The 21,996-nt window shown below is 69.8% G+C and carries 16 protein-coding genes; 5 read left to right on the forward strand and 11 right to left on the reverse strand.

The genetic code is table 11. The features are described from left to right. Nucleotides 1–318 precede the first annotated feature (318 nt). Genes IT184_15990 through IT184_16005 form a run of 4 tightly spaced genes read left to right on the forward strand, consistent with a single transcriptional unit; the run spans nucleotide 319 to nucleotide 7,027 of the window. Nucleotides 319–2,205, forward strand: coding sequence for a BamA/TamA family outer membrane protein (locus IT184_15990; GenBank protein MCC7010309.1), 1,887 nt, complete (start codon nucleotides 319–321; stop codon nucleotides 2,203–2,205). Then, nucleotides 2,205–6,452, forward strand: a complete 4,248-nt coding sequence (locus IT184_15995; GenBank protein ID MCC7010310.1) for a translocation/assembly module TamB — start codon at nucleotides 2,205–2,207, stop codon at nucleotides 6,450–6,452. Before IT184_15990 ends, IT184_15995 begins: the two co-directional genes overlap by 1 nt. 3 nt (nucleotides 6,453–6,455) lie before the next feature. After that, nucleotides 6,456–6,779, forward strand: a complete 324-nt coding sequence (locus IT184_16000) for a hypothetical protein (GenBank protein MCC7010311.1) — start codon at nucleotides 6,456–6,458, stop codon at nucleotides 6,777–6,779. 20 nt (nucleotides 6,780–6,799) lie between these two features. Beyond that, the gene (locus IT184_16005) at nucleotides 6,800–7,027 is read left to right on the forward strand and encodes a hypothetical protein (protein ID MCC7010312.1); all 228 of its coding nucleotides are present in this window, start codon (nucleotides 6,800–6,802) and stop codon (nucleotides 7,025–7,027) included. Here IT184_16005 and IT184_16010 read toward each other — a convergent pair whose 3' ends face one another. From IT184_16010 to IT184_16030, 5 genes are all read right to left on the reverse strand, one after another. Next, nucleotides 7,028–8,530 (reverse strand): hypothetical protein, encoded by a 1,503-nt coding sequence (locus IT184_16010; protein MCC7010313.1) that lies wholly within the window; start codon nucleotides 8,528–8,530, stop codon nucleotides 7,028–7,030. A gap of 190 nt (nucleotides 8,531–8,720) precedes the next feature. Then, the gene (locus IT184_16015) at nucleotides 8,721–9,881 is read right to left on the reverse strand and encodes a hypothetical protein (GenBank protein ID MCC7010314.1); all 1,161 of its coding nucleotides are present in this window, start codon (nucleotides 9,879–9,881) and stop codon (nucleotides 8,721–8,723) included. Further along, complete coding sequence (locus tag IT184_16020) at nucleotides 9,878–10,465, reverse strand: hypothetical protein (GenBank protein ID MCC7010315.1); 588 nt, start codon at nucleotides 10,463–10,465, stop codon at nucleotides 9,878–9,880. The genes IT184_16015 and IT184_16020 overlap by 4 nt, the downstream gene beginning before the upstream one ends. A gap of 3 nt (nucleotides 10,466–10,468) precedes the next feature. Then, complete coding sequence (locus IT184_16025) at nucleotides 10,469–12,232, reverse strand: hypothetical protein (GenBank protein ID MCC7010316.1); 1,764 nt, start codon at nucleotides 12,230–12,232, stop codon at nucleotides 10,469–10,471. After that, nucleotides 12,229–13,419, reverse strand: a complete 1,191-nt coding sequence (locus tag IT184_16030; protein ID MCC7010317.1) for an AGE family epimerase/isomerase — start codon at nucleotides 13,417–13,419, stop codon at nucleotides 12,229–12,231. Before IT184_16030 ends, IT184_16025 begins: the two co-directional genes overlap by 4 nt. A 202-nt stretch (nucleotides 13,420–13,621) precedes the next feature. Between IT184_16030 and IT184_16035 the strand changes: the two genes are divergently transcribed. Further along, the gene (locus IT184_16035; protein ID MCC7010318.1) at nucleotides 13,622–14,089 is read left to right on the forward strand and encodes a DUF411 domain-containing protein; all 468 of its coding nucleotides are present in this window, start codon (nucleotides 13,622–13,624) and stop codon (nucleotides 14,087–14,089) included. Between the two features lie 174 nt (nucleotides 14,090–14,263). Here the strand turns inward: IT184_16035 and IT184_16040 are convergent, their stop codons facing one another. From IT184_16040 to IT184_16065, 6 genes are all read right to left on the reverse strand, one after another. Then, nucleotides 14,264–14,488, reverse strand: a complete 225-nt coding sequence (locus IT184_16040; GenBank protein MCC7010319.1) for a formate dehydrogenase subunit delta — start codon at nucleotides 14,486–14,488, stop codon at nucleotides 14,264–14,266. Nucleotide 14,489: 1 nt separating this feature from the next. Further along, complete coding sequence (gene fdhF / locus IT184_16045) at nucleotides 14,490–17,339, reverse strand: formate dehydrogenase subunit alpha (GenBank protein MCC7010320.1); 2,850 nt, start codon at nucleotides 17,337–17,339, stop codon at nucleotides 14,490–14,492. 16 nt (nucleotides 17,340–17,355) lie between these two features. Then, entirely contained in the window at nucleotides 17,356–18,894 is a 1,539-nt protein-coding gene (locus IT184_16050) for a formate dehydrogenase (GenBank protein ID MCC7010321.1), read from the reverse strand. Then, complete coding sequence (locus tag IT184_16055) at nucleotides 18,894–19,370, reverse strand: formate dehydrogenase subunit gamma (GenBank protein MCC7010322.1); 477 nt, start codon at nucleotides 19,368–19,370, stop codon at nucleotides 18,894–18,896. The genes IT184_16050 and IT184_16055 overlap by 1 nt, the downstream gene beginning before the upstream one ends. A gap of 109 nt (nucleotides 19,371–19,479) precedes the next feature. Continuing rightward, complete coding sequence (locus tag IT184_16060) at nucleotides 19,480–21,018, reverse strand: hypothetical protein (protein MCC7010323.1); 1,539 nt, start codon at nucleotides 21,016–21,018, stop codon at nucleotides 19,480–19,482. Beyond that, on the reverse strand, nucleotides 21,019–21,987 hold the full coding sequence (locus tag IT184_16065) for an amidohydrolase family protein (protein MCC7010324.1): 969 nt from the start codon (nucleotides 21,985–21,987) through the stop codon (nucleotides 21,019–21,021). Nucleotides 21,988–21,996 lie beyond the last annotated feature (9 nt).

Below are 21,996 nucleotides of genomic sequence, written 5' to 3' on the forward strand. Positions count from 1 at the left end.
ACGCCGTCCGGTGCCCTACGCGCCGAGGTCTGCCTCGGGGACGTACTTCGTCGCCAAGCTTTCGGCTTTGCTCAGCGGCCGGACGGCTCGCTGCCCGATCGGTGTTGCTCGGCAGTGCCAACAGTGGGCATCGGAATGCTCAGCTCGCGGGATAGACGCACGAGAGGGGAAAGCGATGGTCACCTTGGGCCGTCGGGTCCCGCATCCGGCGGCGAGGCGATCCCGGATACCCAAGCCTGGCCCTCCCCTTCCGATGCCACGGCCCGCGACCTTCGGCGCGTTATGGCGCCGGGCACGGTATTTGGTTGGAACGATGCCGTGTCTCGCATCATCGGCCGCCTGACGGCCGCAGCGTTCGTCTTCGTCCTGGCCGGCTGTCACGAAGAAGGCGCCATCGTCGTCAAAGACGTCGCCTTCACCGGACTCCACGCGGTCAGCGACGGCGACTTGAAAGCGGTGCTCGCCACGCGCGAGAGCGGCTGGCTGCCGTGGTCGCCGAAACACTACTTCGATCGTGCGGAGTTCGAAGCCGACCTGCAGCGCATCCATGCGTACTACGCAGACCATGGGTATCCGTCGCAGCGCGTGCGAGGCGTCGACGTGGACCTCGCCGAGGATCGGTCTTCAGTCCGCGTGCGAATCGACATCGACGAGGGGGAGCCGGTCGTGGTCGAAGCCGTGCGCTTCGAGGGGCTGGAACCGCTTCCCGAGAACGTCCGTCGTCAGGTGGACGCCGCTCCGCTCAAGGCCGGCGCGCCCCGCGATCGCAATGCCGTGCGCGCCACGCGCGACCTGACGACGAGCTTGTTCAAGAACAACGGCTATCCGCTCGCCGCCGTGGACGCTGGCGAACGGCCCGGCGAGGCGCCGCACTCGGTCGTCGTGACCTTCCGCGCGAACGCCGGCGAAGAGATGCGGTTCGGCGAGTTCAACATCACGGGGCTCGAGCACGTCACGCCGGACGTCGTGCAGCGGCAGATCGTCTTCGAGCCCGGCGATCTCTATCGCGAGCGGCTCGTCCGACTGTCGCAGCGCCGCCTGTCCTCGCTCGAGCTGTTCGACCTGGCGAACATCTCGCCGCGCATGGACGAGCCGCAGGGCGAACGCGTCCCCGTGCGCGTCACCGTCGCGGAAGGTCCGCCGCGCCGCTTGCGGCTCGGCATCGGCTACGGGACGGAGGAGCGCGCGCGCGGCACGGTCGATTGGCAGCACGTGAACTTCTTGGGCGGCGCGCGCAAGGCCGAGGTGGAGGCGCGCGCGTCCTTCCTCGAACGCAGCGTCCGGCTGAACTTCACCGAGCCGTACCTCTGGCGGCCGGGCTGGTCGCTCACGGTCTCCGGCCGCGCCGAGCACCTCGAGCAACTGTCCTACAGCTCCGAGTCGTACGGCGGCCGCGCCAGCATCGCCTACCAGACGGAGACCTCGGCGGAGAATCCGAACGACGCGGTCCGCTACAACGTGCGTTTCGGCTACGCGCACGAGCACCTGAAATACGGCGTGCGAGCGGACGCGCTGCAGGACTTGTCGCGGCGCGAGGAACGGATCGCGCTGGGGCTGGACCCGGAGACGGGGCGCGGCGCGGGCACGCTCGCCTCCGTGGACTTCGATCTCGAGCGGCGGGCCGTGGACGACCCGGTGGCGCCGCGGCGCGGGACGATCCTCTCGCTCCACCTCGAGCACGCCGCGCCCTGGCTCTTCGGCGGCACCTACCGGTTCGACGAAGTGCTGGTCGAGGGCCGGGCGTATCGCCAGGTCGGTCCGGCCGTGCTCGCCAGCCGCGTCAACCTCGGCTCGGTGATCGCGGAAGACTCGACCACGATCCCGTTCTCACGCCGCTACTTCCTGGGCGGCTCGACCAGCCTTCGAGGCTGGGGCCGATTCCAGGTCGGCCCGCTCAACGAGGACGGCCTGCCGATCGGCGGCCGCGCGCTCGTGCTCCTGTCGTCCGAGCTCAGATTCCCGGCCGGTGGCAAGCTGAACGGCGTCGCTTTCGTCGATGCGGGCAGCGTCGGCTCGAGCGATTGGTCCGATGAACGCCTGCGGCTGCGCGTGAACATCGGCCCAGGTCTTCGCTACCAGACGCCGGTCGGTCCCCTGCGCGCCGATCTCGGCTACCAGCTCAACCCGATCCCCGGGCTCGTCGTGAACGGCGAGCCCGAGCGTCGGCACTGGCGCGTACACGTCAGCATCGGGCAGGCGTTCTGATGCGCGTCGCCCGCTGGCTCCTGCTCGCCCTGGCCGCTTTCCTCGCACTCGCTGCGGCTGTGGTCGTGCTGGGCCTCATCGTGCTCCAGACGTCGTGGGCCAAGGACCGGCTGCGCGATCTGGCCGTCAACCGTGCGAATCGCGTGTTGAACGGCCAGCTCTCGATCGGCCGGCTGGGCGGCGCGCTGCTCTCGGGCGTCGCGCTCGACGACGTGAGGCTGGTCCAGGACGGCGTGACCGTCGTCGAAGCCCCCGCCGTAACGGTGCGCTACAGCCTGCTCACGTTCGTGCGGCAGGGGCTCGTGCTCTCCGAGGTCGTGCTCCGCGATCCGCACGTGCGCGTCGTCGAGACCGAGCAGGGATGGAACGTCGCTCGGCTCGCGAAGCCGTCCGCGACGCCGTCGGGCGAACCGATGGCCTTCGCGATCCGCCGTCTCAGCGTTTCGGGCGGCGCGGTCGAGATCGTCCCCCGCGCCATGGCGCGGCGCGCGCTCATGGACGTGCAGCTCGATGCGACGCTCGGACGCGAAGCCGAGGGCATGGCCATGCACGTCGGCCGCCTCACAGGCCGCGAAGAGACGACGGGCTACGTCATCCAGGCGCTGTCTGGCGAGTTCCTCCGCTCGTTCGCCGACGTGCGCGTGCGCTTCGAGCTCGCGCGGGCAGCGAGCCGGACGGCCGGAGACGTCGAGCTGACGACGAGCGATGACGGTCGCTCGCTCGCCGCCACGGTGGACACGACGTCGCTCGATCTGGCGACGATCTTCGACACGCCGCGATGGACCTCGGACATCACGGGGCGCGCCACCGTGCGCGGCGTCCTGGCCTCGGGCGCCCCGCCGTCGTTGAGGTTCACGTTCGCGGGACCGCACGCCAAGGCGTTCGGCTACGAGGCGACAGCCCTCGACATCGCCGGCGGCCTCGATCGAGGTCTGCTCCGATTCCGGGGAACGGCGGCGGCCTACGGCGCGACGGTCGCCACTGATGCGAAATGGCAGTTCGCCAATGCCGAGAGCGGCAGCCGCGCGGGGCTGACGGCGACCGGAACGTTCCGGTCTGCCGCGTTGACCAACCTTCCGCCGACGCTCGAGCTGCCGCGGTTCACGACGACGTTGAACGGCCGGTATGCCGTGCGGACGGGGACGGAAGGCTGGTCGGCGGACGTGGCGCTGGAGCAGTCCGAGTTCGAGGGCGCGTCGCTCCAACCCGGCACGACCGGCCACGTCGAGTCAGCGGGCGGCGTGGTGGCCTACCGCGCGCAGGGCGAGATCGCGGGGCTCGACGTGCAGCGGCTGTCGGCGCCGCTCGACATTCCCCTGCTCGCCGAGGATCGCTTCCACGGCGAAGTGAGCGGCACGTTCGCGGTGGAAGGCACGCAGTCGGGCCCCGGGCGACGCGTGATCAGCGCGGATGCCTCGCTCGCCGATTCGACGTTGGGCGGCGCCCATTTCGGCGCGATGGCTCTGAACGTGGCGCTCGACGGCCAACGGCTCGCCGTGCGGGCCGCCGGCGATTTCCAAGGCGTGACGCCGACCCTCGCCGGCTTGAACAGCCTCCCGCCGTTCGAGCTGAACGGGACGACGGACGTCGCCGTGACGTTCCACGATCTCGGCGCGCCGATCGGCGTCGAGACCCTGGACGTCCGCGGTCGAGTCGCGCTGCAGCGGTCCACCGCGCGCGGTGTGACGGTCGAGAACGGCATGATCGACGCCGACCTCGTCGGCGGCGTCGCCACCATCCGCACGCTGACGCTCGCCGCCGCCGGCCTCCATCTGGACGCGGACGGTACGGCCGCGCTCGGCCCGACCGGTAACTCCGACCTGCGCGTCGTCGCTGCCGCCGACGACCTGTCGGCCGTCGGCAAGATCGTGGGCATCGACCTGGCCGGCGCGGCCGATCTGAACGCACGCGTCACCGGGCCAGCGGATTCGCCGCAGGCCGAGGGTGCGCTCAATGCCCGGTCGATCGCCTACGGTTCCACGTCCGCCCTCACGCTGGGCACGACGTTCACCGCCACACTGCCGGAGCGCAATCCGGATCTCCTGCGGGCGAATTCGAAGGTCGAGGCGACGTTCGTGAAGGCCGGCGGCCTCGAGATCGTCCGGCTCGGCGGCACCGCGGGCTACGACCGGCGCCTGGTCACGCTCGACACGCGCATCGAGCAGGCAACCCGGACGGTCGAGCTCGCCGGCGTCCTCTCGCTCCAGCCGGAGCAGCGCGAGATTGCGCTTCGACACCTGCAGATCGACACGGCGGGCGCGGTCTGGGCCATGCCGGCCGGACGAGCGGCGCGGATCGACCTCGGGGACGACCGCGTACACGTCGATTCGCTCGTGCTCGCGCGCGGGGATCAGCGCATCGAGGTGGGCGGTGACGTCGGCCTCGGCGACCAGCCGCCGCCGGACGACGCGCCGCCGCTCACCGTGCGGGCCGAGCGCGTGCAGCTCGCCGATCTCAATCAGATCCTGATGAGCGGCCGGAAGCTCGACGGACTCCTGAACGCCACCGCCACGATCCAGGGGCCGATCCGCACGCCGGACGTTGCCGCCGAGTTCCTGATCGTCAACGGTCGCATCGAGAACATGCCGTTCACGGCCGCCCGCGGCAACGTCCGGTACGCCGAATCGATCGCGACGATCGACGCCGAGCTGCAGCAGACCTCGGCCAACCGGCTGACGATTGCCGGAACCGTCGGGGTCCCGACGGCCGCCGCCACGGGAGCGACGCCGGGACTCGACGTGCGCGTGCAGAGCACGCCAATCGACCTGGGCTTCATCCAGGGCTTCACGACGGAAGTGACCGACGTGACCGGCACGGGCACGTTCGACGTGCACGTAACCGGCCAGACGCACGCACCGTTCGTCGACGGCAGCATCGCGATCGACCAGGCCGGCTTCATGCTCGACACGACGGGCGTCCGCTACCGCAACTTCGACGCGCGCCTGGCGTTCGCCCGCAACCACCTGAGCATCCAGCGCCTGCAGCTCACCGACGACGACGGCCATACGCTGAGCGCGGAGGGTGGGCTCGACGTCATCGGCGCGGCCGCCGAGCGCTCGCTCGACGTCCGGCTGAAGGCGTCGGACTTCCACGTGCTGAACAACAAGTCCGGCAGCCTGCAGGTCGACGGCACGCTGCAGGCTGCCGGCGGGTTTCTCTCTCCGCGTATCACGGGCGATCTCCGGATCGCGCAAGGCCGCCTCGAGGTCGACCAGATTCTCGAGACGCTGACGAAGAACGTCTACAGCACGCGGCCGCAGGCACCGGAGGATGCCGATGCTCCCGAGGCCTCACCCGGCGGCATACGGGCGGGCGCAGGAGCGCCCGGCGCCGCGGCACCATCGTCCGCCGCTCTACAGGACTCGAGCCCGTCTCCACCCGCGCCCACGCCGGCGGCCCCGTCTGCAAACCAGGCGGCTGGCGCGGACAGCGCCGCAGCGGCGGCGCCCGGCCTCTTCGACCGTGTCGATCTCGCGATCGCCGTCACGATGCCGGACAACCTCGTGATTCGCGGCCGCGCTCTGCGGATGGATGGTTCGGCCATCGGGCTCGGCGACGTGAACATCGTCGCCGGCGGATCGCTCGACGTCGCGAAACGGCCCGGCGCCCCGCTGGCGATCACCGGCAGCCTCGGCGTGCAGCGCGGCTACTACGCGTTCCAAGGGCGGCGGTTCGACGTTCAACGCGACAGCACCGTCAGATTCCGGGGTCAGCAGCCGATCGACCCGGCGCTCGACATCACGGCGACGCGCGTCATCTCTGGCGTCGAGACGGAGGTCCAGGTGCAGGGGACGATGCGCGAGCCGACGATCAGGCTCGCGAGCCGTCCGCCGCTCGACGACGCGGAAGTACTGTCGCTGATCGTGTTCGGCCAGCAGATCAACGAGCTCGGCAGCTCGGAGCGGACGTCGCTGTCCGAGCGCGTGGCGTCGATGGCGGCGGGCGCCATCGCCACGCCGGTGGCTGACTCGGTGGCCCGGGCGCTGAACCTCGACCTGTTCGAGATTCAGGCGCCATCCGGATCGAGCGCGCCGGTCGTGCAACTCGGCAGCCAGATCGGCGAGCGTTTGTACGTCGGCGTCCGGCAGGAAGTCGGACGGGGCGATCGGCGGCGTCTGTCCGTCGAGTACCGGCTTTCGGACGTCCTGCGGCTGGTGACGTCGATCGCGCAGGGCGCACCGGAACAGCGGGCGGACCGGCGCAACGAAGCAGGCGGAGTGGATCTGATCTACGAGACGAGGTATTGACCCATGAGAGCCATGTTGGGAGTCGTGTTCGCCATCGCGATGGCCGGTGTGCTGGCGTCGAGACCGGAGGCGGCGCCTGCCGCCGAAACGGTACCGCAAGCCATCACGGTGGTCGGTTGCGTGGAGCGGGACGCCGCGTCGCGCGCCGATATCTACAAGCTCGTCGTCAAGGCGAACGGCGGCAGCCGGATCTACCGGCTCTCGGCGGGCGGCAACGTCGACATTCCGGGAGCGCTGGGCCGCACCGTCGAAGTCACCGGGACCGTCGGCGCCAATGACGTCCTGACCGTGCAGAAGATGCGGACCGTCTCGGAACGCTGTTCCTGAACGAGCAAGAGGAGGACCCCATGAGCGCGAAGGACAAACTCGAGATCGGCCTCAAGCCGGATGCGCCCTATCGGCCGGACAATCTCCCCGAGCACCAGCACTCGCCCGAGGAATCCAAAGCCCGCGCCCGCGCGCCGCGAGCCGACGACGACAAGACGCAGAAGGTGCGGCAGGAAGCCTGGGATCGCCAGCGCCAGCACGAGGTCGAGGACGCGAACGAGCCGGATGAGAAGCTGCCAGATCAGTGATCAGTCGCTCCTCGTGAGCACCTTGCCGATCCGGACGCCGAGCTTCGGATCGTCGGGCGTGCCGCTGATCCGGATCGGCACCACGGCGCCCGCGCCGTCGCGGCGGAACAGCCAGTCGAACGGCTTGATGAACCACGACTTGACCCCGCCGACCGCCTGCGACACCGTGGCTTGCATGCGCAGCGTGCCGTCGAAGTCCATCGTCCGGCTCGCGAGGCCGTAGCGGCCACGAACCGCCACGGTGGCGCCGGGCAGCATGAACGTGACGCTCGTCAGCGTCAGCACGCCGCGCGCCATCTGAAAGCGACCCCGCAGATTGGTGGCGAGCCGCGCGTCCTTCGGCTTCGCGGCGGCCCCCTTCGGCGGCTTGCCCCGGCTGCGGAGGCTCAGATCGACGAGTTTCGCTTGGACCTGCCCATCGGTGAAGTGCGCCTGCGCGAGGCGAAACGCGCCGCGGAGCGCCAGGCGGTCGCGAACCGGCCCGCGGCCCGGTGCCAGCGCAACCGTGCTCTCGAGCGTCATGGCCCCGGTCATCATCGGCGTCGACGCGTCCATCGAGAGCCGCAGGAGGTCTTCGATTCGGCCGTTGTCGATCGTCACCTTCAGCGAGATGTCGTGACGGCCAGGGCCGGGCAGATTCTCGACACGGCCGGTCACGTGCAGCGGCGTGTCGAAGAGCGTGGCGTCGACGCTCTCGAGCTCGGTCGACCCGTTCGAGCCGTCCACGACGGCGCGGAAGGTCGTCTTCAGCGGCACCGGCTTGCCGCCGATGTCGAGGTTGAAGTCCGGCGTATCGGTCCAGCCGGCCACGCGGATCGCCGTGAGGTGCCCTTCGTACGTCCCTTCGGAGGTCAGCGTGCCGCCGACGCCCTTGATGGTGTCGAGATCCGCGAGCGAGAACGTGTAGTCCCCCGAGAGCGGCAGCGCCGCCGGCTGCCCTTTGCGCCACGGACCGATGGTGCCCGACGTGTCGACGCGCCCTTCAGGGACAGGGTTGACGAGCGACGTCGAGAACGGCATCTTCCGGCCGAAGCCCACATCGCGGACCTCCAGCTCCCGGATCTTGAACACCAGCGGAGGCTGGTCGGCCTGTTTGCGGAGAATCGTCAGCTCTCCATTCTCGGTCTCGAGGCGATTGACGATGATGTCGCCCGCGGCTTCGCCGTCATCCGGAAGGTCGAAGTCCGGACGGCTGTCGTCCGGCGGCACGTTGATCCGCAACCCGCCGACGTGCACCGTGTCGACGTGGCGCCGCAGCGCGGACAGCAGCCCGACGTCCATCCAGAAGTGATCGATGGCCAGGAACGGCGGCAGCTCTGGCTGCGCCGGGTCGCGGACGACGAGGCTCGTGCCCGACACGCGCCACCGCGGCACGATCGACAGCGATAGCGACTCGATGCGCACATCGAGGCCGAGACGGGCCGACAACTCACGCTCGGCCGTCGCCCTGAACCGGTTCGGCTGGAGGAGGATCAGCGAGGCGATCGCGAGGGTCGCCGGCACGCTGACGCCGGCGATCGCCAGCCAGAGGAGGAGCCTGCGGCGACGCGAAGACGAACCGGATCCTGTCATTCGGCCGGGTGTGTGCAAGCGGAATACCACAGTCGTCCCTGCGCCGACCTTCGCTCGTGGGTCGTGACCTGGACAGAAAGAGCGTCGCGCAGCCCACGGCCTCACGCCAGCAACCGCGTCCCTACGGCGCCACGCCTATTCTTCCTGTCCAGACGTTCAAGACCCAGAAGTACTGGAGTGCCAGCCCCAGCAGCGCCAGGCCGGCGGTGGCGCGATCGCTCGTGCGCATCGCGAGCACGATGGGGATCGACACGATGCCGAACGTGAATCGAGGGACGGAACCGATCGCGACAGCGCCGGGCTGGCTGATGGCCACGAGGAGGAGCGCAGCAGCGACGGCGTACGCGCGGAGCTCCATGCCGACCGACACCGTCCACGCGAACACGGTGGTCACGCAGGCCAGCGCGAGAGAGACCACCGTGGCCGTGAAATACAGGTCGTGGCCCAACGCGCCGATGGCGTCGCGCCAGCGGTCCAATGCCCGGGCAGCGTCGAACGACAGCCCCCAGGCCTCTTGTGTCGCCTGATAGGCGTCGAGACGGCCGGTCGCGATCGCGGCGATCAGCATCCAAAGCCACGGGGCGGCGACGGCAGTGAGCGCGAGCCCGAGGATGGCGGGAGATCGCCAGACATCACGGCGCGTGCGCCACTCCGACGCGACGAATGCCACCCCAGCCGCCGAGAGCGGCAGGACGTAGCCGCGGCTGAGCGCCGCTCCAACCAGCAGCGCCGACGAAAGCCCGGGCCTGCGCGCGACGAGCGCGTACAGGCAGCCTATCGCGCACGCGGCATAACACGCCTCCGAGTACGGCACCTGCAGCACGAACGCGGTCGGAAAACAGGTCCAGAGACCGACCGCCCTCAGCGCAGCCCGATCGTCGGCGACTCGCCGGACGAGCGCGGCCAGCCAGACGCACGCGACGGCGCCGAGCGTGAGGTTCAAGAGCACGGCGGCGGCTTCGAAGCCCACGCCAGTCGCAGCGCTGACGCCGCGCGTCAGGAGGGGAAACGCCGGGAAGAACGCCCAGTTGTTGGGCTGCACGGCGCCGGCGCCATCGACCGGAAGCGGGACGGGATAGCCGTCCACGGCGATCGAGCGGTAGAAGACGGCATCCCATCGCGCCACCGCGTCGGCCCACAACCGCAGCGGCGGACCGCCGGGGAACCGCGCGCCGTGCAGTCGATCCTCGACCAGCAGCAGGATGGCAAGGCCGACGGCACGTGACGCCACGTAGAGCCCGAGCGCGTCGGCCGCCAGCCGCCGCGCCGCACGCGACGTCACGCGTCCGTTCCTGACAGCGCCGCGCGAGACAGCGTCTCGTACGCCGGCCCGGCGTCGGTCAACGTGCTGCGCACGAGCTCGATGCGATCGATCGGCTCGTCGCGCACGCCCATCTGCCGCGACACGCCGTCGAGCTCGCGGCCGACCGCGCGCGCGTCACGGCCGCCGGCATGTTTCCGGAACCTGGCGAGCGTCACGTGAGCGGACCGTGCTGGATCGATGGCGAGCGCTGGGTGCGCGCGACGGACGCTCGCGGCGAGCGCGCTCGCGAGCTGCGCGAGCCGAGGCCCGCCGGCCGGCACCTCCAGGCTGATCAACCGCGGCCTCGGCCCGGGCGGCAGCGTGCGCAGGCCGCCGAGCCGGATCCTGAAGGCCGGCCAGGCCGCCGCCGTGGCGGCTACCGCGCCGGCGACCGATTCCACGGGCACATCGCAGAGATCGTCGCAGAAGAAGTGCGTCAGGTGCAGCGTGCCGGCGGGCACCGGGCGGAGCACGTCGCGATGCTGGCCGAGCAACTCGTCGAGCCCGGCGTGGCACCAACGCTGCGCGTCGCCTCCGAGCATCGTCGCGACGAACACGCGCATGGATCAGGACACGGAGACGAACGATCCGAAGGTGCGCTTGAACGCCAGGCCGGTCACCAGGCTCACGGCCGCGGCGATCGCGACGATCGGCCAACGACCCACGTAGGCGGTCGAGAGCGCGATGATCGCCGCGCCGACCATCGTGGCGCCGAGCGCCGCGATGCCGAGCCCGCGCGCAATCGGCGCCCACCCCAGCGGCGCGATCCCCGCCTTCTTCGCGATCGGTCCCCACGAGCCGAGCGGACGCGCGCGGCGATAGAACTCCACGAGCTGCGCCTCGGGCTCCGGCTCGGTCAAGAGCGCCACGGCGATCCAGAGCACGCACGTCGACGCCATCGACGCGAAGACGACGAGATAGGCCGACGCCTCGCCGGCGTCGATGAAATAGCGGAACACGACGTACTGGTTGAAGAGGAACAGCAGCGGGCCGCCGAACGACGCGGCGGCGCGGGCCTTGCCGTTGAACCGCCACCACCACCACTGCGCCCAGTTCGCCGTGAGCTCGGCCGACGAGAGCCCCAGCATGAAGACCGAGATGTCGATGACGTTCTCGGCCGTGCTCGCCACGATCATCGAGAGGCCCACGATCGTCGCGGCCACGATCCGGCCGACCACGAGGTAGTGGCGATCCGACGCGCGCCGGACGACCGAGCGGCGGTAGACGTCGTTCACGAACACCTGCGCGCCGAAGTTCATGTTCGAGCTGACGGTGGACATGATCGACGCGAGGATCCCGCTGACCGCCAGGCCGAGCACGCCGGCCGGCAGGTAGTGGCCGAGCAGCATCCCGTACGCCAGCTCCTTGTTGATGCTGCCGTCGCGCAGCCCGGGCCAGCGGACGATCGCGCCGAGCGCAGGCAACGTCAACAGCGCGAGCATCAGGAACAGGATGACCTGCGTCCAGACGTACATCTTCGCGGCCTCCCGTCCGTTCCGGCACGAGAGGATGCGCTGGCCCTCCATGGCACCCGCCATCGGCGCCGTGTCCCCGCCGTAGCCCACGGCCGTGCCGACCGCCCAGGCAACCACGCCGACGACGCCCAGCAGCTCGTGCTGGAGAGGCGGGTACCACTGCACGGCTTGCGGACCCGCGGCCGCGAGCACGGCGGCATGGAGCGCGGACGGCCCGCCGAAGTCGGCCTGCACGGCCCACACCAGCGTGAGCGACGCGACGATGATGACGAGCGTCTGGAAGAAGTCCGAGATCACCACGCCGATGTAGCCGGAGAGCAGGACGTAGAACAGGATGATCGGCACGACGACGGCGAACGTCGTCCACAGGCTCCAGCCGAGCATCGGCTGCGCGACCTTGTGCATGCCGAGCAGGCCGGCGCCCGTCCAGGCGACGACGGCGATGAAGACGCTGCGCAGCGCCACCCAGGTCCTGACCGCGATGGCCGGGCCGCCGCTGAAGCGCAGCTCGTAGAACTCGGGCGAGGTCGTGAGCGCGAGGCGGCGCCAGAACACGGCGAACAGCACGGCGCCGATCATCAGGCCGAGCCCGAAGCGGCTGAGATACCACCAGGCGACGAACACGCCGGTGATGACGGTCATGCCGCAGTAGGCCGGCGCGACGTCGGCGTTCATGCACGTCGCGGCGTACGACGCGCCGTTGAGCCAGCCCGGCAGCCGCCGGCCGGCGAGGAAGTAGCTCTCGAGGTCGCCGCCGGCGCGCCGCCGCAGTGCCGCGCCCATGACGACGAGCACCGCCATGTAGGCGGCCATGACGACGTAGTCGAGCGGCTGCAGTTGAGCGGTGAAGGTCATGCGCCGCGCTCGCCCAGCATCTCTTCAATCAGCCGCGTGCAGTACCACTGCATGCGCGGGAGGTGGAACGGCCCCTTCCACATGTTGCCCTTCAGCGTCGTCGACACCGAGCCATCGCGGTGCAGGTAGCCGAACCACTCGCCGTGGACCGGATCCGGGAAGTGCGCGTACGCCCAGTCGTGCACCATCGCGTGCCAGCGCGCGTATCGGGGCTCGCCCGTGAGATGGTGCGCCAGCAGCGTGGCGATGATCGCCTCGTTGTGCGGCCACCAGAGCTTCATGTCGTGCGGATACTCGGCGCTCGGCAGGCCGCGCGCGTCGCGGAAGTACATCAGCCCGCCATAGCGATCGTCCCAGCCGAAAACGAGCGACCAGTCGATGATTCGAGCGCCCAACTCGAGGAGCCGCCCGTCGCCGCCGCGGTGCCGCGCTTCGTGCAGGATGAACCAGCCGGCCTCGATCGCGTGTCCCGGGCAGACCGTCCGGCCCTCGAACGTGTCGTAGACCTCGCCGTTCGGCCCGACCGTCTCGAGCACGCATCGCAGATCGGGCTTCACGAAGTCGCGCTCGATCTCGGCGATCGACTCGGCGATGACCTCGTCGCAGAGCGGATCGCGCACGGCCTTGCGCAGCTCCTGTGCCGTGGCGATCAGGATCATCGGCATCGCCAGCCCCTTCATCGGCCGGGTCGTGGGATTCACCTTCGGCTCGAGCCGTCCCGGCTCACGGTGATAGCGCAGAACCAGCTTGAAGAGCTCCAACGCGCGGGCGACGAGCGACGGATCCTTCGAGGCCGTGCCGCACGCGGCGAGCGCGATGATGGTGAACGTCTCCGAAAAGAGGTAGCGGCGCTTGCGGAGCGGCCGCCCGTCGCGCGTGACCGCGTAGAACATCCGGCCATCGGCGTCGAAGCCGTGGCGCGTGAGGAACTCGACGCCGTGTCTCGCGTACGCGAGCCAGTCCTCCCGCCGTTCGATCGTGTTGTAGAGCGTGGCCAGCAGCCACGTCAGCCGGCCCTGCACCCACACGGGCTTGTCGGTCTGGAGCACCGAACCGTCGCGGTCCAGGCACGTGAGGAACCCGCCGCACTCGGCGTCCACGGCTCTCGGAATCCAGAACGGGACCGTATCGTGGAGCAGGCCGTCGCGGTAGATCGAGAGCAACGCGCGAAGGCGGTCGGACGTCATCGCGTGGGATACTAGCAAAAACGGTCCAGGGTCCCGGGTGCCGGGTCCCGGGTCCGGCAGGGTTCGATGGTCCGATGGTCCGATGCGATAGTCCGATGCCCCGATGGTCGGATGATCCGATGCGATAGCCCGATGATCCGATGACCCGATGCGTTGGCCCGACGATCCGATGGTCCGATGACCCGATGCTTTGGAGCTTGTGATGACTCGACGTGAATGGCTGATGGCGGCGAGCGGTGCGCTGGTGGTGGCGGCGCCGTTGCGGAGCCTGGGCGCGCAAGGTACGGCCGGGAACGTGCTCGAGGTGTGGAAGTCGCCGACGTGCGGCTGCTGCGGCAACTGGGTCGCGCACATGCGCGCGAACGGGTTCACGACCACGGTGCACGACATCGCGGACGTCGCGCCGATCAAGCGCAAGCACGGCGTGCCACCGGCGCTCGAGTCGTGCCACACGGCGCTCGTCGGCGGTATCGTGCTCGAAGGACACGTCCCCGCCGACCTCGTGCGACAGCTTCAGCAGCAGCGCAAGGCCAACGCGGTCGTGCTCGGCCTGGCCGTGCCCGGCATGCCCGTCGGATCGCCCGGCATGGAGCAGGGCGACCGCAAGGACTCATACGACGTGATTGCGTTCGACAAGAAGGGGCTGACCAAGGTCTTCGCGCGCCGATGAAGGCCGCCGCGTCAGAAGCCGCCGTGCCCTTGAACTGATCCGGCAGCGACGCCTTTCATTCGACCATCATCGGATGCGGCTCGCGTTGCGGCGCACGCCTCGCGTTCGGCATGCGTCCGAGCCCCGCGCCCCACGGCCTGCGCGCGGCCAGAGCCGTGGTCTCGAGAGCCAACGCTACGGCCCGCCGGCGCCCGCGAGCAGTTGGACGCCCGAGCGCGCCGGCTCGTCGAGCCCTTCGCCGCCGCTCTCGTAGTGCGCGACGATCTCTTTCCGCATCCGCGGATCCCAGAATCGTTTGAGATGGTTGGCGACGCTGCGCGCCGCTTCGGCCTTGTCCGGCTCGGCGTCGAAGAAGGCGCCGATGTCGTTGGCCATCGAGACGAGACGCTCGACCCGCATGTCAGACGTGCGCTGGCTGCTCGCCCTTGAGCAACTCGAGCTGCCGATCGGTGAACGCCCGGAACCGCTTCTGCCATTCAGACGGCTCGTTGACCTGCATGACCTCGACGGCCGTGACCTTGTACTCGGGGCAGTTGGTCGCCCAGTCGGAGTTCTCGGTGGTCACGACGTTCGCGCCGGACTCCGGGAAATGGAACGTCGTGTAGACCACGCCGGGCCGCACGCGCTCGGTGACGTCGGCGCGCAGCACGATCTCGCCCGACCGGCTCGTGACCCCGACCCAGTCGCCGTCCTTGATGCCGCGCAGCTCGGCGTCGTGCGGGTGGATCTCCAGCACGTCCTCCGAGGTCCAGGCGGTGTTCCTCGTCCGCCGCGTCTGCGCGCCGACGTTGTACTGCGTGAGGATGCGACCGGTCGTGAGAATCAGCGGGTACTTGCGGGTCGTGCGCTCGTTGGTCGGGATGTACTCCGTGAGGAAGAACTTGCCCTTGCCGCGGACGAACGCCCCCACGTGCATCGTCGGCGTGCCCTCCGGCGCCGCGTCGTTGCAGGGCCACTGGATGCTGCCGAGCCGATCGATCTTGTCGAACGACACGCCGGTGAACGTCGGCGTCAGGCGCGCGATCTCGTCCATGATCTCGGACGGATGCCGGTAGTGCATCGGATAGCCGAGCGCGTTGGCCAGCCGCACCGTGACCTCCCAGTCGGCCAGCCCGGCGCGCGGCGGCATCACGCGTCGTACGCGCGAGATGCGGCGCTCGGCATTCGTGAACGTGCCATCCTTCTCGAGAAACGACGAACCCGGCAGGAAGACGTGCGCGTACTTCGCGCTCTCGGTGAGGAAGAGATCCTGGACGACGACGCACTCCATCGCGGCGAACGCCGCGGTCACGTGCTGGGTGTCGGGATCCGACTGGGCCGGATCCTCGCCCTGGATGTAGATCCCCTTGAAGCTGCCGTCGAGCGCCGCCTCGAGCATGTTCGGAATCCGCAGGCCGGGTTCGGCTTCGAGCGGCACGCCCCACGCGCGCTCGAAGCTCGACCGCACGTCGGGATCGGACACGTGACGGTATCCGCTGAACTCGTGCGGGAACGACCCCATGTCACACGATCCCTGCACGTTGTTCTGGCCGCGCAGCGGGTTCACGCCGACGCCTTCGCGGCCCAGATTCCCGGTCGACATCGCCAGGTTCGCGATGGCCATCACCATCGTCGTGCCCTGGCTGTGCTCGGTCACGCCGAGGCCGTAGTAGATGGCGCCGTTCGCAGCCGACGCGTACAGCCTCGCGGCCCCGCGTACGAGGTCGGCCGGCACGCCCGTGACGGCTTCAGTGGCCTCCGGCGAATGACGCGGATCGGCCACGAACTGCTTCCACTTCTCGTACGAGTCCGCCTCGCAGCGCTCCGAAACGTACGCCTCCCTCGCCAGCCCCTCGGTGACGACGACGTGCGCGAGCGCGGTGAACAGCGCGACGTTCGTGCCCGGCCGGAGCTGCAGATGGTACGCGGCCTCGATATGGGGCGTCCGCACGAGCTGGATCTGCCGCGGGTCCACGACGATGAGCTTCGCGCCTTCGCGAAGCCGCCGCTTGAGCTGCGACGCGAACACCGGGTGCCCGTCCGTCGGGTTCGCCCCCACGACGACGATGACGTCCGCCTTCATCACGGAGTCGAACCGCTGAGTACCGGCAGACTCGCCGATCGTCTGCTTCAGGCCGTACCCGGTCGGCGAATGGCACACGCGCGCGCAGGTGTCGACGTTGTTGTTTCCGAACGCGGCGCGCACGAGCTTCTGGACGAGGAACGTCTCCTCGTTCGTGCAGCGCGACGACGTGATGCCGCCGATGCTGTCCTTGCCGTACGTCGCCTGGATTCGCCGGAACTCGCGCGCGGTGTGGTCGATCGCTTCGTCCCAGGTCACTTCCTGCCACGGATCGTCGATCGACCGGCGGATCATGGGCGTCGTGATCCGATCCGGATGCGTCGCGTATCCGAACGCGAACCGCCCCTTCACGCAGGCGTGGCCGTGGTTGGCCTGCCCGTCGCGGTTCGGCACCATGCGCACGATCTCGCCGCCCCGCGTTTCGGCCTTGAACGAACAGCCGACGCCGCAGTACGCACAGGTCGTCGTGACGGCGCGATCCGCGACGCCACGCTCGATGACCGACTTCTCCGTCAACGCCACCGTCGGGCACGCCTCGACGCAGGCGCCGCAGGAGACGCACTCGGACGTCATGAACGGCTCGTGCTGGCTCGCGCTGACCGTCGACGCGAACCCGCGGCTCTGGATCGTGAGCGCGAGCGTGCCCTGCACCTCGTCGCACGCCCGCACGCAGCGGGAGCAGACGATGCACATCGACGGATCGAACGTGAAGTAGGGATTGCTCGCGTCAGGCGTCGCGGCCAGGTGGTTGGCACCGGTCAGGCCGTAGCGCGTGTCGGTCACGCCGACGACCTCGGCCATGTCCTGCAGCTCGCAGTGCCCGTTGGCTGAACAGGTCACGCACTCGAGCGGATGGTCGGAGACGTACAGCTCCATCACGTTCCGACGGAGCGCCGCGAGCTTCGGGCTCTGCGTGCGGACCTTCAGGCCATCGGCGGCCTGCGTCGTGCACGACGCGGGGTAGCCGCGGCGCCCCTCGATCTCGACCAGGCACAGCCGGCAGGAGCCGAAGGCCTTGAGCGTATCGGTCGCGCACAGCTTGGGAATCTGGAGGCCGACCGACGAGGCGGCGCGCATGAGCGACGTGCCTTCCGGCACCGTCACGGTCACGCCGTCGATGTCGAGGGTGACCAGCCGTGTGGACGGGCTGGACGGCGTACCCGCATCAACATGGTCGAGAGCGTACATAAGAGCCTCGCTCGGTCTACGGCGCGCGGAGGAAATCCTCGCGGAAGTGCTTCAGCGCGCTGCGCACCGGATACGGCGCCATGCCGCCGAGCCCGCAGAGGGACCCGTCTACCATCGTATCGCACAGATCTTCGAGCAGAACCAGTTGCGCATCTCGATCGCGGCCGGCGCGGATCCGGTCCACGATCTCGACGCCGCGCGTCGATCCGATGCGGCAGGGCGTGCACTTGCCGCAGGACTCGATGGCGCAGAACTCGAAGGCGAAGCGCGCCATGGCCGCCATGTCCACCGTGTCGTCGAAGACGACGAAGCCACCGTGCCCGAGCATCGCGCCGGCGGCGGCGAACGCCTCGTAGTCGATCGGGGTGTCGAAATCGGCGGGCGGCACATAGGCGCCGAGCGGCCCGCCGACCTGCACGGCCCGAGTGGGCCGGCCGCTGGCCGTTCCCCCGCCGTACTCGTCCAGCAGTTCCCTCATCGTCAGGCCGAACGCCCGCTCGATCAACCCGCCGCGTTTGACGTTGCCGGCCAACTGGATTGGCAGGGTCCCGCGAGAGCGGCCCATGCCGAAGTCGCGGTAGAACGCCGCCCCCTTGTCGAGCACGATCGGCACGCTCGCGAGCGAGACAACGTTGTTGACGATCGTCGGCTTGCCGAAGAGGCCCTTGACGGCGGGCAGCGGCGGACGCGGGCGGATCTCGCCGCGCTTGCCCTCGAGGCTCTCCAGCATGGAGGTTTCTTCGCCGCAGATGTAGGCGCCGGCGCCCAGCCGAACCTCGAGGTCGAACGCCTTGCCGGTGTGGCGAATGCTGCGGCCGAGATAGCCGCGCTTCCGCGCGGCGGCGATCGCGGCGGTGAGCGCGGCGTGCGCGTGCGGGTACTCGACGCGCAGGTAGATGAACCCTTGCGTCGCGCCGACGGCCAGCGCGGCGATCGTCATGCCTTCGATCAGCACGAACGGATCGCCTTCCATCAGCATGCGATCGGCGAAGGTTCCCGAGTCGCCCTCGTCGGCGTTGCACGTGACGTACTTCTGATCCGCGGGCGCGTCGAGCACGGTCTTCCACTTGATGCCGGTCGGGAACGCTGCGCCGCCGCGGCCGCGCAGCCCGGAGTCAGTGACCTCCTGCACGATCGCCTCTGAGGACATCGTCAAGGCCCTCGCGAGGCCCTTGTAGCCGCCATGCGCGAGGTAGTCGTCGAGGTCGGCCGGATCGACGATGCCCACGCGCGCGAACGTGAGCCGCTGCTGCGATTCGAGCCAGGGAATCTGCTCGGTTGGCCCCAGGCTCAGATCGTGATGACCGCCGCGCAGCAGCCCGGCGGCGAACAACGCGGGCACGTCGGCCGCCGTTACGGGACCATAGGCCATGCGCGTGCCGTTCACGTCGACCTCGACGAGCGGCTCCAGCCAGTAGAGACCCCGTGAGCCGGTGCGCACGATGCGCACGTCCGCGTGATCCGTCCGGGCCCGGTCGGCAATCGCCCTCGCCACCGCCTCGGCGCCGAGCGAGAGCGCGCCGGAATCGCGCGGCACGTAGATCGTCACCGGCACTAGCGCTTCCCCCAGTCGGCGACGAGCTCGTCGAAGCGCTCCGACGACACCCGACCGTACAGCTCGCCGTCGATCATCACGGCCGGCGAACACGCGCAGTTGCCGAGGCAGTACACCGGCTCGAGCGTGAACGCACCGTCGGCGGTGGTCTGATGGAACTCGACGCCGAGCGCCGTCTTCGCGTGAGCCTCGAGCGCCCGGCTGTTCATCGCCTGGCACGACTCGGCACGGCACAGATGGATCGTGTGGCGGCCCGGCGGCGTCTCGCGAAAGTAGTGATAGAAGCTGACGACGCCGTGGACTTCGGCTCGCGAGAGGTTCAGGCCGTGCGCGATGAGCGGGACCGCGTCGGGCGGCACGTACCCGAGCGCATGCTGGACCGCGTGCAGCACCGGCAGCAGCGCGCCAGGTTCATCCTTCCAATCGGCGACGAGCCCCAGGATCTTCTCCCGGACCGCCGAATCCAGACTCGACATCGACCGGATATTACCGCAACCATTCTGTCAGGTCGATCCGGCGATCGGCCCGCGCGACGCGCCGCCGATGCTGCCATTTCCTGGACTCGGGCGCGCTCCGTCTCGCCGCTCAATCCCACTCGATGCACCAGCCGTCGAGCTCGGTCGCCGCCGGCGCGGTGAGCTCGCACGGCGCGCGGCGAACGTAGACGACCGGAGTCTTCGACGAGTGCACGCGGTCCTGGTACTCGTTGATCCGCACGATGTCGGTCGAACCGAGGACGACCTGCTCGCGCGACATGAACGTCACCATGTAGGCGATCTCGTACGGCGCGTGCCCGAGGCGAAGGCCGCGGCGCTCGAGGTGCGTGATGAGCTCGCGCACCGGGTTGGGCGGCGTCCGCACGAGATACTCGTGCAGCACGCGCGCGGTGTCCCACGCCGCAGCGAACGTCCACGCCAGCACGGCGGCGATGACGACGCGGCGGCCCACCGCCTGGCGAAGCGTCGTCAGCAGCCAGGCCGTTGCGCCGCTCGCCACGAACAGCGTCAACAGGTCGTACCGGATGTACATCTGGCGCTGGACGCCGCAACTGGCCAGCGCGTACACGAGCGCCGCCTGCACACCGACGAGCACGAGAAACCCCGGGAAGAGCGACGGGGCGATCTCCGGACGCCTGCCCTCTGGGCCACCGGCCGACCAGCTCGGGCGCCATGCAACCAGCACCGGCACGACGCGCACGACCGCCATCCCGGCGATCGCGACGATGGCCGCCAGCACCCACCAGTGGCCGGCCGTGAGATCGCTGTTGAGGTTGTAGTAGCGCAGCGGCTCCGGCCGCCAGCCGAACAACGCGGGGAGGTTTCGGGTGAACAGCCAGTGGAGGTTGGAGAGGCTCGTCGACGGATCGATGCAGAGACGGCCGGCGGGCGTCGTCATCAGCCCCGCCACGGCCATGCCTTCCGTCCCTGGGCCGAGCACGGGATCGCGGCGCGCGAGCGCACGCAAGCCGACGCCGACGAGCACGAGGACGATCGCCACCGTGGCCCAGTGCCGCAGGCGACGGCGGCTCCACGCGGTCGAACCCCACACGTCGAGCGCGAGCGTGGCGGCCACGGCGTACCAGGCGAACTCGCGATGCGTCACGCCGATGCCCGCGACGATCCCGTACCACACGGCACGATGCCGCAGCCACCAGAGCAGCAGCGCGAACAGGAACGGCTCGATGTGCCCGCCGGCGGCCTCGACGAGCCGGCTCCCGGTAATGGGCGGTGCCATCGCGAAGAACAGCGACGCGAGCCACGCGCCGATCGCCGTCGTGCCGGCGCGAAGCAGCCCGAAGTACAGCAGCAAGACGATGGCGACGTCCATGGCGAGGATCGGCGCCTTCAGCAGCGGTACCGACGCGCCGAACGCGGCGAAGAGCGGCGCGGCCAGCCACGACTCGATCGTGAGGAGGTAGGTCTGCCCGTACATGAACACGGGAAAGGCGCGGCCTTCGGCGATGTGCTGTCCCATCAGCCCGATGACGGCCTGGTCGGGATCGAAGTGCGACTGCTCCCAGCCCACCCAGACGACGGCCCTGAAGAGCACGAGCGCGACGAGCGTGGCGGCGACGAGCGCGGGTGAGATCGACGGCCGGGGCGGTCCGAGCGGCGCGTCGGGCATTCAGTCGTCCACGCGGATGACCGTGAGCGTGCCGCGCGTGGCGTCCCAGTCAGCCGAGACCGTGCCCGCCGGTTCGAGCCCCACGAGCGCGGCCGGCTGCGTCGTCGCGAGCGGCAGGATGCGATCGAGCGTGCAGCCGGTCACGCGCACGACGTGCCCGATCGCGGCGTCCATCGTGAGCGACGAGCCGGCGAGGTACGGGGTGCCGGGCAACCCGACGCGGCCGCTCGCCTCGCGCTCGACCTCGAGATCCCCCAGCCGGTAGCGGCCGGGCGGCGCGCCGGCCGCGGCCATGGCGTCGGTCACGAGCACGGCGCGCGCGAGCCCCTTCGCGCGCAGCACGCTCTTGAGCATGTCGTCCGGCAGATGGTGGCCGTCGGCGATGACGCTCGCCGACAGCGCATCGGCCGCGAGCTGCGGCCAGATCACGTTGTGATGGCGGTGCTGCACGTCCGCGCACCCGTTGCCCAGATGCGTGGAGAGGGTCGCGCCGGCGCGCACCGCGTCGTGAATCTGCGCAGGCGTCGCGGCCGTGTGGCCGATCGCGACGCGAACGCCGCGCTCCACCAGATGCTCGATCAAGGCGATGGCGCCCGGAACCTCGGGCGCGAGCGTGACGAGGCGGACGCGCCCGCCCGCGGCGTCCTCGCGGCGATGGTAGTCGTCGATCGAGGCATCGCGCACCCAGGCCGCTGGGTGCGCTCCCCTCGGACCGTCCAGCGGCGACACGTACGGCCCTTCCAGGTGGAGCCCGGCGATCGCGGGCGACAGGCTGGCGGCGATCGGCCACGCGCACGCGGTGAATCGCTCGAGCGACGAGGTGATGAGCGTGGGCAGGCATCGCGTGACGCCGGTCGCCCGCATCGCACTGACCGCGCGATCAATCTCGTCGACGCCCAGGCCCGGCGTGTTGAAGTCGACGCCCGCGAACCCGTTGACCTGGAGGTCGAAGAACCCCGAGAGCACCATCGCCGGACG

The sequence above is a fragment of the Acidobacteriota bacterium genome (genome assembly GCA_020853395.1).
Classification (GTDB): Bacteria; Acidobacteriota; Vicinamibacteria; order Vicinamibacterales; family SCN-69-37; genus JADYYY01.

Coding starts and splice junctions, on each gene's coding strand:
- IT184_16025 (MCC7010316.1), bottom strand. CDS start 12,232: ATGACCTTCACCGCTCAACTGCAGCCGCTCGACTACGTCGTCATGGCC.
- IT184_16020 (MCC7010315.1), bottom strand. CDS start 10,465: ATGCGCGTGTTCGTCGCGACGATGCTCGGAGGCGACGCGCAGCGTTGG.
- fdhF (MCC7010320.1), bottom strand. CDS start 17,339: ATGTACGCTCTCGACCATGTTGATGCGGGTACGCCGTCCAGCCCGTCC.
- IT184_15995 (MCC7010310.1), top strand. CDS start 2,205: ATGCGCGTCGCCCGCTGGCTCCTGCTCGCCCTGGCCGCTTTCCTCGCA.
- IT184_16055 (MCC7010322.1), bottom strand. CDS start 19,370: ATGTCGAGTCTGGATTCGGCGGTCCGGGAGAAGATCCTGGGGCTCGTC.
- IT184_16000 (MCC7010311.1), top strand. CDS start 6,456: ATGAGAGCCATGTTGGGAGTCGTGTTCGCCATCGCGATGGCCGGTGTG.
- IT184_16030 (MCC7010317.1), bottom strand. CDS start 13,419: ATGACGTCCGACCGCCTTCGCGCGTTGCTCTCGATCTACCGCGACGGC.
- IT184_16065 (MCC7010324.1), bottom strand. CDS start 21,987: ATGGTGCTCTCGGGGTTCTTCGACCTCCAGGTCAACGGGTTCGCGGGC.
- IT184_16035 (MCC7010318.1), top strand. CDS start 13,622: ATGACTCGACGTGAATGGCTGATGGCGGCGAGCGGTGCGCTGGTGGTG.
- IT184_16005 (MCC7010312.1), top strand. CDS start 6,800: ATGAGCGCGAAGGACAAACTCGAGATCGGCCTCAAGCCGGATGCGCCC.
- IT184_16040 (MCC7010319.1), bottom strand. CDS start 14,488: ATGCGGGTCGAGCGTCTCGTCTCGATGGCCAACGACATCGGCGCCTTC.
- IT184_16060 (MCC7010323.1), bottom strand. CDS start 21,018: ATGCCCGACGCGCCGCTCGGACCGCCCCGGCCGTCGATCTCACCCGCG.